Origin of the sequence: Massilia sp. BHUDP2 (assembly GCF_046236355.1) — a bacterium.
Classification (GTDB): Bacteria; Pseudomonadota; Gammaproteobacteria; order Burkholderiales; family Burkholderiaceae_D; genus Telluria; species Telluria varians.
Genome location: NZ_JBJUVW010000002.1, coordinates 503428 through 518361, shown reverse-complemented (window position 1 = coordinate 518361; position 14934 = coordinate 503428). Strand labels below are relative to the sequence as shown.

Here is a 14934-nt window from a genome sequence, read left to right as displayed (position 1 = left end):
CGCGAGCGCAGCTCGCGTCCGTCATCACTTCAGGCCTTTCTACGCACCCGCCCTAACACTCACACGGCACCCCCACCGGCATCCCCAACCCCTCCACCGTCGCAATCGTCGTCGAAAACGGCAGCGCAAACGAAAACGGAATCAGCGAGAACAAGGGCACGTAAGGCACGGCGTCGCACTCATCCGCCCCCCCACCCGGCATGCAGATGCGAACCCGCACCAGCCGAATGCAGCGCGCACCATCCATGTCCTGGGCGCAGTTGACGCGGTTCTCCAGCGGACTGGCGGGCAAAGCCGCCCCGAGCGATACGGGGATGTTGGAATTCGCCGGAAGCCGCAGGTAATCGATCTTGACGTGCCGATCCGAGATGGGATCGCCCATCAACAGAACGCCCGGTGTGGTGCGGAAAATCGCCAGCTCACGTACATCCTGCATGGCGCCCTCGTTGCTGAAGTCCGTATTCACGGCCAGCGCCGCGGCCCGGCGCGTCACTTCCTGCAGGGTATTGCAGAGGTACATCGCCCGTGCAAGCTCGACAATGCCGAAAAACAGGATGAAGAAGATCAGCGCCACCAGCGCGAATTCGACCGCGGCACCGCCGAGTTGCTTTACAGGTGACCGGTAACACATGCGGGTTTTGTTAGTCGTTGTCATGATATAGCTCAACCTGCGCTCCTAGCGTCTGCTCGGGAACCAGCCCGGCGAATTCTCCGTAGAGGGAGGTGGCGGTCGCCGTCCTGGTCATGAAGAACTTTCCTATGCCAAGTACGCTTGCTTTGTTGTCGGTGACCGGGCAAGCCAGCAGGGGCAGATTCAGGACGCGCCGACCCCGGATACTTTTGTTCGTCGTCGCCGGCGCCCTGTAGAAGACTGACCCGCTCTTGTATGAATAGGGCGTGGGCGTGGCCGCTTCGGACGGGTAGGGCGTGGTCGTGGAGGGTTTCGGCTTGCCGGCATACAGGGTCTCCCATGCCGTGGTGTCGAAAGTCGCATAGCCCCCCGCCGGTTCCGGATCGCCCAGGTCCTCATACGATTCATACTTCACCGCCTTGGCGTACGACCACAGTGGCCCCCAGTGGGCGGCCGTGGTGCCGGTGGGCGCGCTGTCCGGTTCCGCGATCGTCCACCGTCGTTCCGTGGTCTCCAGGCGTTTTGCCGCTTGTCCCTCCGGTTGTACGCTCATCCATGGCGAGCCGCCGTCGTAGGTATATTCCTTGATGTTCGCATCGGCCGGCGCCGTACGGGCGTCGCACGGGATCCGCGGCGTGGTGCTGTAGGAACCGAAGCGCGAATTCAGATGGTAGTAAAGGCTGGAAATCGGGAATGAAGACGACACGACTACTTTCCCGCCTGTCAGCCTGGTCATCGCCATCGTCCCTGTGCACACGAAAGGAGCAAGGGTGTCGACATTGGTGATGGGCGCAGTACCCGGTAGGGGATTGACCGTGAAGGTCTGTCCGGCGGTCGACCCGGGCCGGTTAAGGTCCAGCAAGTTGTAACTGATGCCGCGCCGAAAACCATGTTCCTCGAGTTCGCCGTTGTGATCGCGGCGCGCCTCATCGCGCATGGCGCAAATGCCCAGCGGTGTCACGCTGATCGCGGAGCGGCCCGCGATCGCGCGGGAGCTGGAAGTCGCGATATCGGCGTCTGCAAACACATGCAAGAAAGATGCTTTCACCTCGCCGTAGTCGGCGTCGAGGTCGCGCGTGTCCACTTTCACGAACAGTAAGTCGTCGGCGTCCGCCTTCGCCTCCGCCGCGTTACGCCAGGGGCCGCCCGGGCTGCTCGCGAACGCGATGGCCCGGTCCAGCGCGCCCACCTTCTTCATGCCGTACTGGTAGCTGGCCTTCCAGTCCGTGGCCGACATGATGGTCGTCACCGCGTCCAGCGCACGCTGGATCCCCGGTTCGGTGCCGTCGAGCTGAATCGCGGCCGCCAACGCGGCCGCATCGGCCAGGTTCTGCAGCTCCATCTTGCGGTTGTGGACTCGGGAAATGTCCAGGGCCAGCGCGAAGAAGGCGATGATGATGACGAGCGCTCCCGCGAACATGATCGCGATTGCTCCGGACTCGCGCACGGGAAGCCGTGGAGTACGATGCCGCCTCCACACGCCGCGTGCTGTGCTGTCATCCACCTCCATGCGTCTCTCCTGGCCTTGCGACATGTGTGAAAAGGTGATGCGTGTCCATCACTCCTGGCGCTAGCGCCCTGCGTAAGGGAGCACGACTTTGCTTTTCAAAACGAAGTTGGGATTGTCCAGATAGAGCGCAATCAATTCTGGAAAGACATCGTTGCGAAGGCTGACCTCCACGCTGACGCGAACGGTTTCCGGTCGCGTGACGTTGCACAGCGCGGTGTCGCAAAACAGCAGAATGGTGATCCCTTCGGCCCACGGGGCGATATCCATCAGTTCCTGTTGCGCTATCCATCGGGCCACCGCTGGATAGCGTGGCTCGTTGAATGCTCCGCCACCGGTCCGTATCTCGGCTTGCGTGGCGGTCGACAGAAATCGCGCGGCATCGTGCGCAGCCTTCTGCGTTGCGCTGTAAGCCCAGAAGAGGCGTGCAAAGAAGAGCATCAAGGTGAGAAGCATGACGAGAACAGGCAGAATGAATGCCATTTCGACGGCAACACTACCCTTTTCCGTCTTGCGGAACAGCCGCGGCCACGTTTTCATCGCTTCCCTTCCCAGAGCCCTTTGCCTGTCTCGATTCTAGACACCGAATTTTTGAGGCAATTGACATAGGACATTGCGCCAACACATCATGGCGCGGTCGCGACATCGCCGCGTCCGGATTTTTTCCGGCGCGCGGCACGGCGCCGCTTGTCCGCCCTGACCAGCAAGGCGCAGCAGGCGCATAACCAGAATACCCAGCAGCCCAGCGGAAACAAGACGATGTCGAGGTCCCGGTAAGCCAGCGCGATCGGGAGAAAGAAGCCGCTCAAAGTGAGGGCGCTGCACAGGAGAACATGGTCGCGGGTGAATGCCAGCCGGGACCACGGCGCAAGGCACAGGCATGCGGCCAGCAATCCGAACAGGAGCAGGGCGCCGCTCAGGAACAGGATGCCGAGGAAGGCGCCCATGAGAAGCGGGAACAGGGCGGGCAGCAGCAGCGCCCAGGCCGAGCCCCGGTGCGCAGGCTTTGCTTCACCCGCCTTGCGCGGCGCGCCTGCCGTGGCGCGCGGCAGCGCAAGGACGGTCAGGATCGATCCGGGCAGCGCATTGAGGGCATGGGCGTACCAGCTTGCTCCCACGCTGATGGCCCATGCTTCGAGAAGCGCCCATCCTGCCACGGAAAAGACCAGGATGATGAAGGAAGAGTCGGCTTGTTGCGTCGGCTGCGCGTCGTTCGACACCATGCATGTCCTCTCGCTGTCGATCGGGGAAGAACGGATTCCTTCAGTCTGGCCCCTGGGAATTCTTACCGCAAATAAAGCTTTCGGAGAATTGAGGTGCATCAGCCGGGCACGGGGCCCGCTCAGGCGTGGCCGATCCCGGCGCTGCTGTAGGTTCGTTCGAACTCCCAGATCGGCACGGGCCGGCCCAGCAGGTAGCCCTGCAGCGTTCCACAGCCCCCGCCGACCAGGAAGCTGCGCTGCGCCTCATGCTCGACCCCCTCGGCCACGATGTCGAGCTTGAGCTTGCGCGCCAGGGCGATGATGGCTTCGACGATCGGTGCGGCATCCGGATCGAGATGCACGTCGTGCACGAAGGAGCGGTCGATCTTCAGGGCGCTCAAGGGGAAGCGCTTGAGGTAGGCGAGCGAGGAGTAACCGGTGCCGAAATCATCCAGCGAAAAATGCACGCCCTGCTTGCACAGCGCGCGCATCCGCTCGATGACCTCGGCAACGTTGTGGGCCAGCACGCTTTCGGTCAGTTCCAGGCACAGCTTGTCGGGTGGTGCGCCGGTTTCGAGCAGGGCGCCGGCCACGCGCCCGGTGAAATCGGCACTGTGCAGCTGGTGCGCGCTGATGTTGACCGCCAGCTCGAGTTGACCGAGCGTGCGGTCGGCGCGCCAGCGTGCCAGGGCGCGGCAGCTTTCATCGAGCACGTACTGGCCCAGCGGCACGATCAGGCCCGAGGATTCCGCCACGCCGATGAAGTCGTCGGGGACGAGCAGCGCGCCGTCGGCGCGGCGCCAGCGCACCAGCACCTCGGCGCCGACCAGGCGGCCAGCGCTGGAGAACTGCGGCTGGCAGTACAGCACGAACTCGTGCGCCGACAAGCCTTCGCGCAGGGCGTGCTCAAGCGCCGCCTGGTGCTCGGCCGAGGCCTGCATGCCGGGGTCGAAAAAGCGCGCCGTATTGCGTCCCTCCGACTTGGCACGGTACATGGCCAGGTCGGCCTGCTTGAGGATGGTGTCGAGATCGGTTGCGCCGCCGTCGAACAGCGCGACGCCCATGCTCGGCGTGCTCAGGAACAGCCTGCCGTCCAGGTAATAGGGCTGGGCCAGGGAGCTTTGCAGTTTTTCCACGACATGCTGGGCCTCCGCGACCGCGTCCCGGGCTTCCTCCGCCAGGTCTTCCAGCACCAGCACGAACTCGTCCCCGCCCAGGCGCGCCAGCTGGTCGCAGTGGCGCACCGTATGGCGCAGGCGCTGCGCCACCTGGCGCAGCAGCATGTCGCCGAAGTCATGGCCCATGGTGTCGTTGAGCAGCTTGAAGTTGTCCAGGTCGAGGAAGATCACGGCCCCGAAACAGCCCGAGCGCTGGCTGCGCGCCAGCGCCTTGTCCAGCTCCTCGACCAGCAGGCGCCGGTTCGGCAGGCCGGTGAGGTGGTCGAAATTGGCCAGCTCGTAGATGCGCTGCTCGGCCTGCTTGCGCTCGGTGAGGTCGGTATTGGTGCCGGAGACGCGCAGGGCCCGGCCCCTGGCGTCGCGCGTGACGAAACCGCGCGACAGCACCGGCACGTAATGCCCGTCACGATGGCGTAGGCGCCACTCGACGCTATAGGTTTCGCGGTCCCCCTCCAGCAGGTCCTTCCAGAAGCGAAGCAGCTCGGGCCGGTCCTCAGGGTGCATCAGCTCCAGCCACAGGTCCGTATGGCAGCCGAGTTCGTCGGGCTGGTAGCCGAGCATGGTCCACCAGCGCTGGGAATAATGGATCTCGTCCTCGACGAGATCGTAATCCCAGTACGCATCGGTCGAGCCCAGCAGGACAAGGCGCAGCCGCTCCTCGGATTTCTGCAGGCTCTGCTCGGCCTCCTTCAGCGCGGTGCAGTCGGTGAAGCACACGACCACCCGGCGCAATACGCCCTGCTCGTCGCGCTCAGGATAGGCGTTACAGATCAGCCAGCGTACCGGGTCCGTCTCGGTGTCGCGGATACCGAGCACCTGCTGGGACAGCTGGCGGCCGGTGCGCAGCACTATGTTGACGGGAAACTGCTTCGCTTGCATGGGGCTGCCGTCGGCACAAAACATTTGCCAGGATTTGCCGTCCGAGCCTGTGCCGCACAATTGCGCCAGGCTGCGCCCGATGAGCTCGCAGGCAAGACGGTTGGCGTGCAGGATGCGGCCGTCGACGTCGTGCACGACGACGCCCGCCGGCAGGTGCTCGAGCAGGTCGTCGAGCCGGCGCTGAAGATCCGCGGCAGTGCTGGAAGCCATGATGACAGCTGAACTGGAGTGGTCGTGTTTACGCGCGATGGTAGCACGACGCTCCATAACAGGGCAGCACGGACATCCGCGTCCCAGGCCGCTATCCGGCCAGTATCTCCTCGACGGCAGCGATGTCCGCCTCCGCCAGTTCCGGCATCGAGGCCGCCCGCACCGCCTCGACGACCTGCGAGGGCCTGCTCGCGCCGATCAGCGCCGACGTGACCGCCGGCTGGCGCAGCACCCAGCGCAGCGCCAGTTGGGCCAGCGACTGCTCGCGCTGCTGCGCAAAGGCATTCAAGGCCCGCGAGATGTTCAGGCGCTCGTCCGTGAGGTGTTCCTTGCGCAGGAAGCCCGCGCTGCCCGCCGCGCGCGAGTCGCCGGGCAGCCCATCGCCCAGGTAGCGATCGGTGAGCAGGCCCTGCGCCAGCGGAGAAAAGGCGACCGCGCCGATGCCTTCCTGCGCCAGCACCGGCAGCAGCTCGGTCTCCACCTGGCGTACGAACATGCTGTAGCGAGACTGGTTGACGATGCAGGGCGTGCCCAGCCGGCGCAGTTCCGCCGCGGCCAGGCGCGTCTGTTCGCCCGGGTAGTTCGAGATGCCGGCGTAGAGGGCGCGTCCGCTGCGCACGATGTAGTCGAGTGCCGCCATGGTTTCTTCGATCGGGGTGCCTGGGTCGGGCCGGTGGTGGTAGAAGATGTCGACGTAGTCGAGCCCCATCCGCTTCAAGCTCTGGTCCAGGCTGGCGACCAGGTACTTGCGGCTGCCGCAGTCGCCATAAGGCCCGGGCCACATGGTGTAGCCGGCCTTGGTGCTGACCACGATCTCGTCGCGGTAGGGCCGCAGGTCCAGGTCGAGGATGCGCCCGAAGTTGCTCTCCGCCGAGCCCGGCGGCGGGCCGTAGTTGTTGGCCAGGTCGAAGTGGGTGATGCCGAGGTCGAAGGCGCTGCGGACGATCTCGCGCTGGCGCGCCAGGTCGTCGCCGCCGCCGAAGTTGTGCCACAGGCCGAGCGAGATGGCGGGCAGGCGCAGGCCGCTGCGGCCGCAGCGGCGATAGGGGAGCGACCCGTAGCGTCCGGGAGCAGCTTCCCAGCTCATGCCGCGACCGCGCCGGCGCCGGCGGCGGCGCGGCAGACGTAGATCGTCGCGCTGCCGCCGTTCGGCGCGGTATAGGCGCGTTGTACGGCCTCGCGGGCGGCGTCGACCAGCTCGTGCGGCACCAGCGCCACCACGCAGCCGCCGAAGCCGCCGCCGGTCATGCGCACACCGCCGGCCGTTCCAATCACCGACTTGACGATGCCGACCAGCTGGTCGATCGCCGGCACGGTGATCTCGAAATCGTCGCGCATCGAGGCGTGCGAGGCTTCCATCAGCTCGCCCATACGCACCAGGTCGCCCGCGGCCAGGGCCTGTGCGGCGGCAGCCACGCGCGCGTTCTCGGTCACGACGTGGCGCGCGCGCCGCAGCACCATCGGGTCGAGCTCGGCGGCGCGTGCTTCCAGGGTGGCCAGGTCGAGGTCGCGCAGGGCGGGCAGGCCGAAGTGGCGGGCCGCCTGTTCGCACTGCTCGCGCCGCGTGTTGTAGGCGCTGTCCACCAGGCCGCGCGCGACATGCGAATTGAAGATCATGATGGCGGCGTTGGCCGGGATCGGCACCGGCCGGACCTCGAGCGAACGGCAGTCGATCGTCAAGGCATGGTCCTGCACGCCGCAGGCCGAACTGATCTGGTCCATGTTGCCGCACTTGGTGCCGACGAAATCGTTCTCGGCGCGCTGGGCGACCAGGGCCATGTCGACCGGGCTCAAGCCCTCGAAGCCGGGCAGGGTGGCGAACAGCCGGCAAACGGCCACCGACAGCGAGGCCGACGAGGACAGCCCGGCGCCCTGCGGCACGTCGCCGGCGATGGCCAGGTCCATGCCCTGCATCGGCAGACCGCGCTCCACCAGATCGCGCACCACGCCGCGCACGTAGTTGGCCCACATCGGGGCGTCCAGGCGTTCGATCAGGGCGTCGAGCGAGTAGGTGTCGAGCGCGCCGTCATAGTCGGCGGCGGCGACGCGTATCTGGCGGTCGTCGCGGGGGCGCGCCACGATGACCGTACGGTAGTCGATGGCGCAGGGTAGCACCAGGCCGTCGTTGTAGTCGGTGTGTTCGCCGATCAGGTTGACGCGGCCGGGAGCCTGGACCTGGATCGAGGGAGCCTGGCCGAAGGCGGCCTGGAATACGGTGGCCGCGCGGGCCAGCGGGGTAGCGTTCATCGTGCTTTCAGGTGGACGGGTTGTGGAGGTAATGCACTTCGGACTGGGCGCGCAGCTGGGCGGCCGCCTGTTCCGGCGTGAGGTCGCGCTGGGTCTCGGCCAGCATCTCGAAGCCGACCATGAACTTGCGTACAGAGGCCGAGCGCAGCAGGGGCGGGTAGAAGTGCGCGTGCAGCTGCCATGGGGTGGCGTCGTCCTCTGAATACGGCGCGCCGTGCCAGCCCATCGAATAGGGGAAAGAGGTCTGGAACAGGTTGTCGTAACGGGTCGTCAGGCGCTTCAGGGCCAGCGCCAGGTCGGCGCGCTGTTCCTGGTTGAGGTCTTCCAGGCGCTTGACCGGGAAGCGAGGCAGCAGCAGGGTCTCGAAGGGCCAGCTGGCCCAGTAGGGCACCACCGCCAGCCAGTGGGAGGTAGCGACGACCACGCGTTCGCCATCGGCCGCCTCGCGCTCGACGTAGTCGAGCAGCAGCGGCTTGCCCTGTTCGGCGAAATACGCGCGCTGCTGGCGGTCTTCCGTCGCCGGCAGGTCGGGCAGGAAGCTGGTGGCCCAGATCTGGCCGTGCGGGTGCGGGTTCGAGCAGCCCATCACGGCGCCCTTGTTCTCGAAGACCTGCACCCAGCGGTGCTGCCGGCCGAGCTCCGCGGACTGCTCGCACCAGGTGTCGACCACGCCTTCGATCGCCGCCAGCTCCAGCAGGGGCAGCGACTTGCTGTGGTCCGGGGAAAAGCAGATGACGCGGCTGGTGCCGCGCGCGCTCATCGACTGGAACAGCGGATCGTCGCCGGGCGTGGCCTCGGGCGTATCGGCCATCAGGGCGGCGAAGTCGTTGGTAAACACATAGGTGCCCGTATAGTCGGGATTCTTCTCGCCGTTGACGCGGGTATTGCCGGCGCACAGGTAGCAGCTGGGGTCGTGCGCGGGCTTGGCTTCGCGGTCGACCGCCTCCTGCTGGCCCTGCCATGGGCGCTTGGCGCGGTGCGGCGAGACCAGCACCCAGTCGCCCATGAGCGGGTTGTAGCGGCGGTGAGGATGATCGGTGGGATTGAACATCGAGGGCCTCGTTCGGTTCTAGGATATCAAGGAATGCTTGTACGGCGTCTTGCCGACAGGATGGCGAATAGTAATGGGTTTCCCTTTTCAAGAACGCATGCTTGGCAAATTGCTCATGTTCATGAGTGCTTGATGGAAAAACTCAAGGGCGTGAGTGTTTCGGGCGGCGGGCCGATAGCGCTTGCGGTGCGCGCTCGGGCATGCCTAGACTGGCAGCCCGTTCTTGTTGCTCATCGTACATCACCATGATCACTTTCGATTTCGCCGCCGCCGGGCTGCTGCGCAAGGCCGCGGCCGCCGGACTGGTCACCTGCTTCGCAGCCTTCGCCGCCGCGCAGGCCGCGCCGGTCGACCTGAACCAGGGCTGGCTGTTCCACCGCGACGACAGCCGCCAGGCCGCCGGCATCGAACAGGTCCCCGCCAATGGCTGGACCCGGGTCGACCTGCCGCATGCGGCGCGCATCGAGCCGCGGGTGCCGACGGCGCCCTGGCAGGGGACGGTCTTCTACAAGAAGCAGCTCCAGAGCGCGCTGCGTCCGGGGGAACGCGCCATCCTGCGCTTCGAGGGCGTGATGAACGTGGCGGACGTCTGGCTGAACGGGAAACACCTGGGCCAGCACCTGGGCGGCTACCTGCCGTTCGCCTTCGACATCACCGACATCCTGCAGGCGGGAGGCGACAACGAACTGGTGGTGCGCGCGAATAACGAAGACAACCCGATCACCGGCCCCAAGCCGCTCAAGGACCTGGACTACATCCAGCACGGCGGCATCTACCGCGGCGTGTCGCTCGTGATCAAGCCGCCGGTGCACGTCACCGACGAGATGCTCTCCGATACGCCGGGCGGCGGCGGCATCTTCGTCACCACGCCCCAGGCCGACAGGAAGGCGGCCGTGGTCCAGGTCAAGACCGAAGTCAGCAATACGTCGAACAGCGCGCAGGCGGTGACCGTGCGCCATACCCTGGCCTGGCGCGGCCGCCAGGTGGCGCGGGTGGAACAGCAAGTGCAGCTGGCAGCGGGCGAGCGCCGCCACGTGAGCATCCCGCTGACACTCACGCAGCCGAAGCTGTGGTCGCCGAAGGCGCCGAACCTGTACCAGCTGGAGACCAGGGTAGCGGCCGCCGGCCGCGAAGACGTGGTCAACACCCGCATCGGCGTGCGCCGCCTGGCCTTCGAGGGCGGCAAGCTGCTGCTCAATGGCGAGCCGGTCCACCTGCGCGGCGTGAACCGGCACCAGGAATATCCCTACGTCGGCTACGCCCTGTCAGAAAGCGCGGACCTGCGCGACGCGATCCTGATCAAGAAGTACGGCTTCGACTACGTGCGGCTGTCGCACTATCCGCAGTCGCCCGCCTTCATGGCGGCGGCCGACGAGCTGGGGCTGATGGTGCTGCCGGCGATCCCGGGCTGGCAGTTCCACAACCCCGATCCCGCCTTTGCCCGCCAGGTGATCCGCACCTGCGCCGACATGATCCGGCGCGACCGCAACCACCCGAGCGTGCTGGCCTGGGAGTGCTCGCTGAACGAGAGCCGGATGCCGGACGCGCTGGTGCAGGCCCTGCACGACACGGTGCATGCGGAATACCCGGGCGAGCAGGCCTTCTCGGCCGGCTGGGTGCCGCAGACCTATGACATTTACCTGCAGGCGCGCCAGCACAGGATCGGCAGCAAGCATGCGCTGCCGAACAAGCCGCTGATCGTGTCCGAATACGGCGACTGGGAATACTACGCGATGAACGCGGGCTTCAACCAGGGCGCCTGGTCCGACCTGAAACCGGCCGACCGTTCCAGCCGCCAGGCGCTGGGGAGCGGCGAAACGCGCCTGCTGCAGCAGGCCAGGAACGTGGCCGAGGCCCATGACGACAACTACGCGACCCCGGCCTTCGCCGACGGCTACTGGGTGATGTTCGACTACGCGCGCGGCTACGCGCCGGACCTCGAAGAATCGGGCGCACTGAGCATCGAGCGCCTGCCCAAGTTCTCGGCCGAGTTCTTCCGCTCGCAGCGCGATGCGAAGGAAGCTTCGCCGCGCTGGGGCGGCGGCCCGATGGTGTTCATCGCCAGCTACTGGCAGGCCGATTCAATGCCGCGGGTACGCGTGTTCAGCAATGCCGAGGAGGTCGAGCTGCGCCTGAACGGCAAGCCGGTCGGGCGCAAGAAGAGCCTGCCCTCGGCGACGCATCCGCGCCTGGCGCATCCGCCGCTGGAATTCGATACCGGCGGCTTCGCGCCCGGCGAACTGGTGGCGCGCGCGTATTCCGGCGGGCGCCAGGTGGCCGAGCATCGCGTCCGCACGCCCGGCGCGCCGGTCAAACTGGCACTGGCGCTGGACGACGTGGGCGTGCCCCCGGCTGCGGGAGACCTGGTGTTCGTGCGTGCCCGCCTGCTCGATGCCAACGGAACTACGGTGCCGCTGAGCGGCCGGGAAGTGGCCTTCACCGCCGGTTCGGGAACAGAGATCGTCGGCGCTTCCACGGTGTCCACCGAGGCCGGCATCGCCAGCGTGCTGGTGCGCGTCCAGGGGCCACGCGCCAAGCTGAGCGCCCAGGCGGGCAACCTGACAGGAGGCCTTGCCCCATGAAGACCGACAAGTTCCTGAAGCGCGCCGCGCGCACCTCGCTGGCCGTCCTCTTGTGGGGTGCTTGCTCGCTCGGCCAGGCCGCCGAGGTGCTCGACCTGTCCGGCGCCTGGCAGTTCGCACTGGATCGCGAGGACCAGGGCGTGGCGCAGGGCTGGCATGGCCGCAGCCTGCCGGACAGCATCAGGCTGCCCGGCATCCTGAATGCGCAAGGCTACGGCGACGAGATCAGCGCCCAGACCCCGTGGGTATTGTCCCTGTACGACAAGCACTGGCACCAGCGCGCGCAGTACCTGCCGTATGCCCAGCCGGGCAAGGTGAAGGTGCCCTTCCTGGCCCAGCCGCAACGCCACTACCTGGGCGCCGCCTGGTACGGGCGCGAGATCGACGTGCCGGCCACGTGGAAGGGCAAGCGCGTGGTGCTGTTCCTGGAGCGGCCGCGCTGGGGATCGACGTTGTGGGTCGACGGGCGCGAGATCGGCGCCAATCGCAGCCTGGTGGCCGAACACGCCTACGATCTGGGCCTGTTGGCGCCGGGCCGGCACCGCATCAGTGTCCGCGTCGACAACCGCATGCTGATGGACTACCGCCCCGATTCGCACAGCGTCTCCGATTCGCAGGGCATGAGCTGGAACGGCATCGTCGGCAAGGTGGAACTGCGCGCCACCACGCCGGTGTACATCGACGACGCCCAGGTCTTCCCGCGCGTGAGCGACCGCAGCGCCCTGGTGCGGGTGCGGATCGGCAATGCCAGCGGCAAGGCGGGCAGCGGTACGCTGACGGCCAATGGCAGGCGCATCCCGGTGCGCTGGCTTGCATCCGGCGGCGAGGCCCAGTTCCGGATGCAGTACCCGAAGAATGCGCAGACCTGGGACGAATGGAATCCGGCCCTGCAGAAGCTCGCGCTGCGCCTGCAGGGGGAGGGGGCGGACGACCGGCAGCAGCTGCGCTTCGGCTTCGTCGAAATCCGGACCGAGGGCAAGGACATCCTGGTCAACGGCCGGCCCACCTTTTTCCGCGGCACCCATGATGGCGGCGGTTTTCCGCTCACCGGCCATCCGCCCACCGACGTCGAATCCTGGAAGCGCATCTTCAGGATCAACAAGGCCTGGGGCATCAACCACGTGCGCTTCCATTCCTACAACCCGCCGCAGGCGGCCTTTGCCGCCGCCGACGAGGTCGGGATCTACCTGCAGGCCGAGCCGGGCATGTGGAATGCCGTGTCGCCCGGCACGCCGATGGAAGCCATGCTCTACGAGGAAAGCGAGCGCATGCTGCGCGCCTATGGCAACCATCCGTCCTTCCTGCTGTTCAGCCCCAGCAACGAGCCGAAGGGCAACTGGAAAGCCGCCTTCGACAAGTGGATCGCCCATTACCGCGCGAAAGACCCGCGCCGCCTGTACACCAACGGCACCGGCCATACCGAACCCTCGGTGCCGGGACTGGACCAGGGCACCGACTTCCTGGCCGTCCAGCGCATCGGCCCCAAGCCCCTGCGCAACAAGACCGGCTGGTTCGGCCGCGACTACGCGGCCTCGCTCGAGGGCGTCAAGGTGCCGGTGATCACCCACGAGATCGGGCAGTGGATCGCCTATCCGGACTTCAAGGTGATCGACAAGTTCACAGGCTACCTGCGTCCCGGGAACTACGAGATCTTCCGCGACTCGGCGCGCGACCAGGGCGTGCTGGAGAAGAACGGGGAATTCGCGCTGGCCTCCGGCGCCTTCCAGCTGGCCTGCTACAAGGAAGAAATCGAAGCGGCGCTGCGCACGCGCGGCATCTCGGGCTACCAGATGCTCGACCTGCACGACTACCTGGGCCAGGGCACGGCCCTGGTCGGGGTGCTGGACGCCTTCTGGGAACCGAAGGGCTACGCCACGCCGGAAGGCTTCCGCCGCTTCAACGGCGAGACCGTGCCGCTGGCGCGCCTCGAGCGCCGCGTCTACACCACCGCGCAGCAGCTGGAAGTGCCGGTGGAGATCGCCCACTACGGCCGCGCCGACCTGCGCGGGGCCCGGCCCTGGTGGAAGCTGGTGGACGCCGCCGGCAAGACCGTGATCGAGGGCCGCCTGCCGGCGCTGGATATCGCCGCCGGGACCAACACCCTACTTGGACGGATCGGCGTCGACCTGTCGCAGCTGGCGGCGCCGCAGGAGTACCGGCTGGTGGTGGGCCTGGACGGCACCCGGATTGCCAATGACTGGAACCTGTGGGTCTACCCCGAACGGGTCGACACCGCCGCGCCGCCGGGCGTGTTCGTCACCCATGCCTGGGTCGACGCCGAGCGCTTGCTGGCCGAGGGCGCGAAGGTGCTGTACATGCCGCCCAAGGCTGACCTGGACTGGAGCTCGCCGCCGCTGGCGGACGTCCCGGTGTTCTGGAACCGCTTGATGAGCCCGGGCTGGGGCCGCATGCTCGGCACCTGGGTCGACACAGCGCATCCGGCGCTGGCGGGCTTTCCCACGGCCGCCCACCACGACTGGCAATGGACGGAACTGGTGGCGGGCGCGCGCGCCATGAACCTCGGCCGTCTGCCGCGCGCGCTGCAGCCTATCGTGCAGCCGATCGACGACTGGAACCGCAACTACAAGCTGGGCCTGCTGTTCGAAGCCCGGGTAGGGAAGGGCCGGCTGCTGGTGTCGACCGCCGACCTGGCCAACCGCCTGGACGAGCGCGTGGTGGCGCGCCAGCTGCGCCGCTCGGTGCTGGACTACATGGCAAGCAGCGCCTTCGCCCCGAAGGTGGAAGTCGCCCCCGCCGCGTTCAGGTCGGTCCTGTTCGATACCCGCGTGATGAAAAAGCTCGGCGCCACGGCCAGCGGCTGGCCGAACGCCGGCAATGCGGTCGACGGCGACCCGAATACCTTCGCCCTGCTCAATGCCCCCGCCGGCGCGCCGCGGCCGCAGACCGCGCTCACCATCGCCTTTCCCCAGGCGGTCCCCTTCGACGGCCTGGTCCTGATGCCGCGCCAGAACCACCGCGACCACGAGGGCGACGTACGCGAGCTGTCGGTGCAGGTCAGCGACGATGGCCAGAGCTGGCGCGAAGTGCTGCGCACCGAGCTGGCGTCCAGCTTCGATCCGCAGGCGCTGCGCTTTGGCCAGGCTGTGAGCGCCCGCCAGCTCCGGCTGGTGCCGCTGTCCGGCTTCGGCGCGGACCGCGCCAGCGCTTTTGCCGACGTCGCCGTCTCGTACACGGGGCCGGCGCTGCCGGCCCTGCCGGGTGACGTGGAGTACAGCCGCTCGCGCTCGGCCAGCGCCGACGTCGACGAGGCCGGCATGGACGACCGGCGGCCGAGGCGGGACAGCAGGCCTTGATCTGCGGATCGTCCCGTTTTTTCCACGAAAAAATCATCCGGATGAGTCATTGTGGGGGTGGCGATTTTTGCATGGGACAGCGGCTTATGATGCATCGCTGACATCGTTTTCATGTCAGGCAGTCGTAGGCAAA

General features: G+C 67.0%; 10 protein-coding genes. 2 read left to right on the top strand and 8 right to left on the bottom strand.

Features of this window, described 5'->3' with window-relative positions:
• Window positions 1-52: 52 nt before the first annotated feature.
• The 8 genes from ACK6C6_RS12970 to ACK6C6_RS12935 form a co-directional block, all read right to left on the bottom strand.
• A complete protein-coding gene (locus tag ACK6C6_RS12970; RefSeq protein ID WP_409267656.1) occupies window positions 53-655 on the bottom strand; it encodes a TadE/TadG family type IV pilus assembly protein in 603 nt (200 codons plus the stop codon).
• Window positions 642-2141 carry a pilus assembly protein TadG-related protein gene (locus ACK6C6_RS12965; RefSeq protein WP_409267655.1) on the bottom strand — a complete coding sequence of 500 codons (1500 nt, stop codon included), beginning with the start codon at window positions 2139-2141 and terminating at the stop codon, window positions 642-644. Before ACK6C6_RS12965 ends, ACK6C6_RS12970 begins: the two co-directional genes overlap by 14 nt.
• Window positions 2142-2201: 60 nt before the next feature.
• Entirely contained in the window at window positions 2202-2678 is a 477-nt protein-coding gene (locus ACK6C6_RS12960; RefSeq protein WP_409267654.1) for a TadE/TadG family type IV pilus assembly protein, read from the bottom strand.
• Window positions 2679-2764: 86 nt separating this feature from the next.
• A complete protein-coding gene (locus ACK6C6_RS12955) occupies window positions 2765-3361 on the bottom strand; it encodes a hypothetical protein (protein ID WP_409267653.1) in 597 nt (198 codons plus the stop codon).
• A 119-nt stretch (window positions 3362-3480) separates the two neighbouring features.
• Entirely contained in the window at window positions 3481-5607 is a 2127-nt protein-coding gene (locus tag ACK6C6_RS12950; protein WP_409267652.1) for a putative bifunctional diguanylate cyclase/phosphodiesterase, read from the bottom strand.
• Window positions 5608-5698: 91 nt separating this feature from the next.
• Complete coding sequence (locus tag ACK6C6_RS12945; RefSeq protein WP_409267651.1) at window positions 5699-6694, bottom strand: aldo/keto reductase; 996 nt, start codon at window positions 6692-6694, stop codon at window positions 5699-5701.
• Window positions 6691-7854, bottom strand: a complete 1164-nt coding sequence (gene galK, locus ACK6C6_RS12940; protein WP_409267650.1) for a galactokinase — start codon at window positions 7852-7854, stop codon at window positions 6691-6693. The genes ACK6C6_RS12945 and galK overlap by 4 nt, the downstream gene beginning before the upstream one ends.
• A gap of 7 nt (window positions 7855-7861) precedes the next feature.
• Window positions 7862-8905 carry a UDP-glucose--hexose-1-phosphate uridylyltransferase gene (locus ACK6C6_RS12935; RefSeq protein ID WP_409267649.1) on the bottom strand — a complete coding sequence of 348 codons (1044 nt, stop codon included), beginning with the start codon at window positions 8903-8905 and terminating at the stop codon, window positions 7862-7864.
• Between the two features lie 245 nt (window positions 8906-9150).
• On the opposite strand from ACK6C6_RS12935, the gene ACK6C6_RS12930 reads away from it, so the two are divergent.
• Together ACK6C6_RS12930 and ACK6C6_RS12925 are read left to right on the top strand one after the other, a co-directional pair.
• On the top strand, window positions 9151-11487 hold the full coding sequence (locus ACK6C6_RS12930) for a glycoside hydrolase family 2 TIM barrel-domain containing protein (protein WP_409267648.1): 2337 nt from the start codon (window positions 9151-9153) through the stop codon (window positions 11485-11487).
• A complete protein-coding gene (locus ACK6C6_RS12925; RefSeq protein WP_409267647.1) occupies window positions 11484-14801 on the top strand; it encodes a discoidin domain-containing protein in 3318 nt (1105 codons plus the stop codon). Before ACK6C6_RS12930 ends, ACK6C6_RS12925 begins: the two co-directional genes overlap by 4 nt.
• Window positions 14802-14934: the final 133 nt, after the last annotated feature.

What these genes read in the sequence shown, in the direction of transcription:
- ACK6C6_RS12970 (WP_409267656.1), bottom strand. Translation starts at nt 655, where the DNA reads ATGACAACGACTAACAAAACCCGCATGTGTTACCGGTCACCTGTAAAG.
- ACK6C6_RS12965 (WP_409267655.1), bottom strand. Translation starts at nt 2,141, where the DNA reads ATGGAGGTGGATGACAGCACAGCACGCGGCGTGTGGAGGCGGCATCGT.
- ACK6C6_RS12960 (WP_409267654.1), bottom strand. Translation starts at nt 2,678, where the DNA reads ATGAAAACGTGGCCGCGGCTGTTCCGCAAGACGGAAAAGGGTAGTGTT.
- ACK6C6_RS12955 (WP_409267653.1), bottom strand. Translation starts at nt 3,361, where the DNA reads ATGGTGTCGAACGACGCGCAGCCGACGCAACAAGCCGACTCTTCCTTC.
- ACK6C6_RS12950 (WP_409267652.1), bottom strand. Translation starts at nt 5,607, where the DNA reads ATGGCTTCCAGCACTGCCGCGGATCTTCAGCGCCGGCTCGACGACCTG.
- ACK6C6_RS12945 (WP_409267651.1), bottom strand. Translation starts at nt 6,694, where the DNA reads ATGAGCTGGGAAGCTGCTCCCGGACGCTACGGGTCGCTCCCCTATCGC.
- galK (WP_409267650.1), bottom strand. Translation starts at nt 7,854, where the DNA reads ATGAACGCTACCCCGCTGGCCCGCGCGGCCACCGTATTCCAGGCCGCC.
- ACK6C6_RS12935 (WP_409267649.1), bottom strand. Translation starts at nt 8,905, where the DNA reads ATGTTCAATCCCACCGATCATCCTCACCGCCGCTACAACCCGCTCATG.
- ACK6C6_RS12930 (WP_409267648.1), top strand. Translation starts at nt 9,151, where the DNA reads ATGATCACTTTCGATTTCGCCGCCGCCGGGCTGCTGCGCAAGGCCGCG.
- ACK6C6_RS12925 (WP_409267647.1), top strand. Translation starts at nt 11,484, where the DNA reads ATGAAGACCGACAAGTTCCTGAAGCGCGCCGCGCGCACCTCGCTGGCC.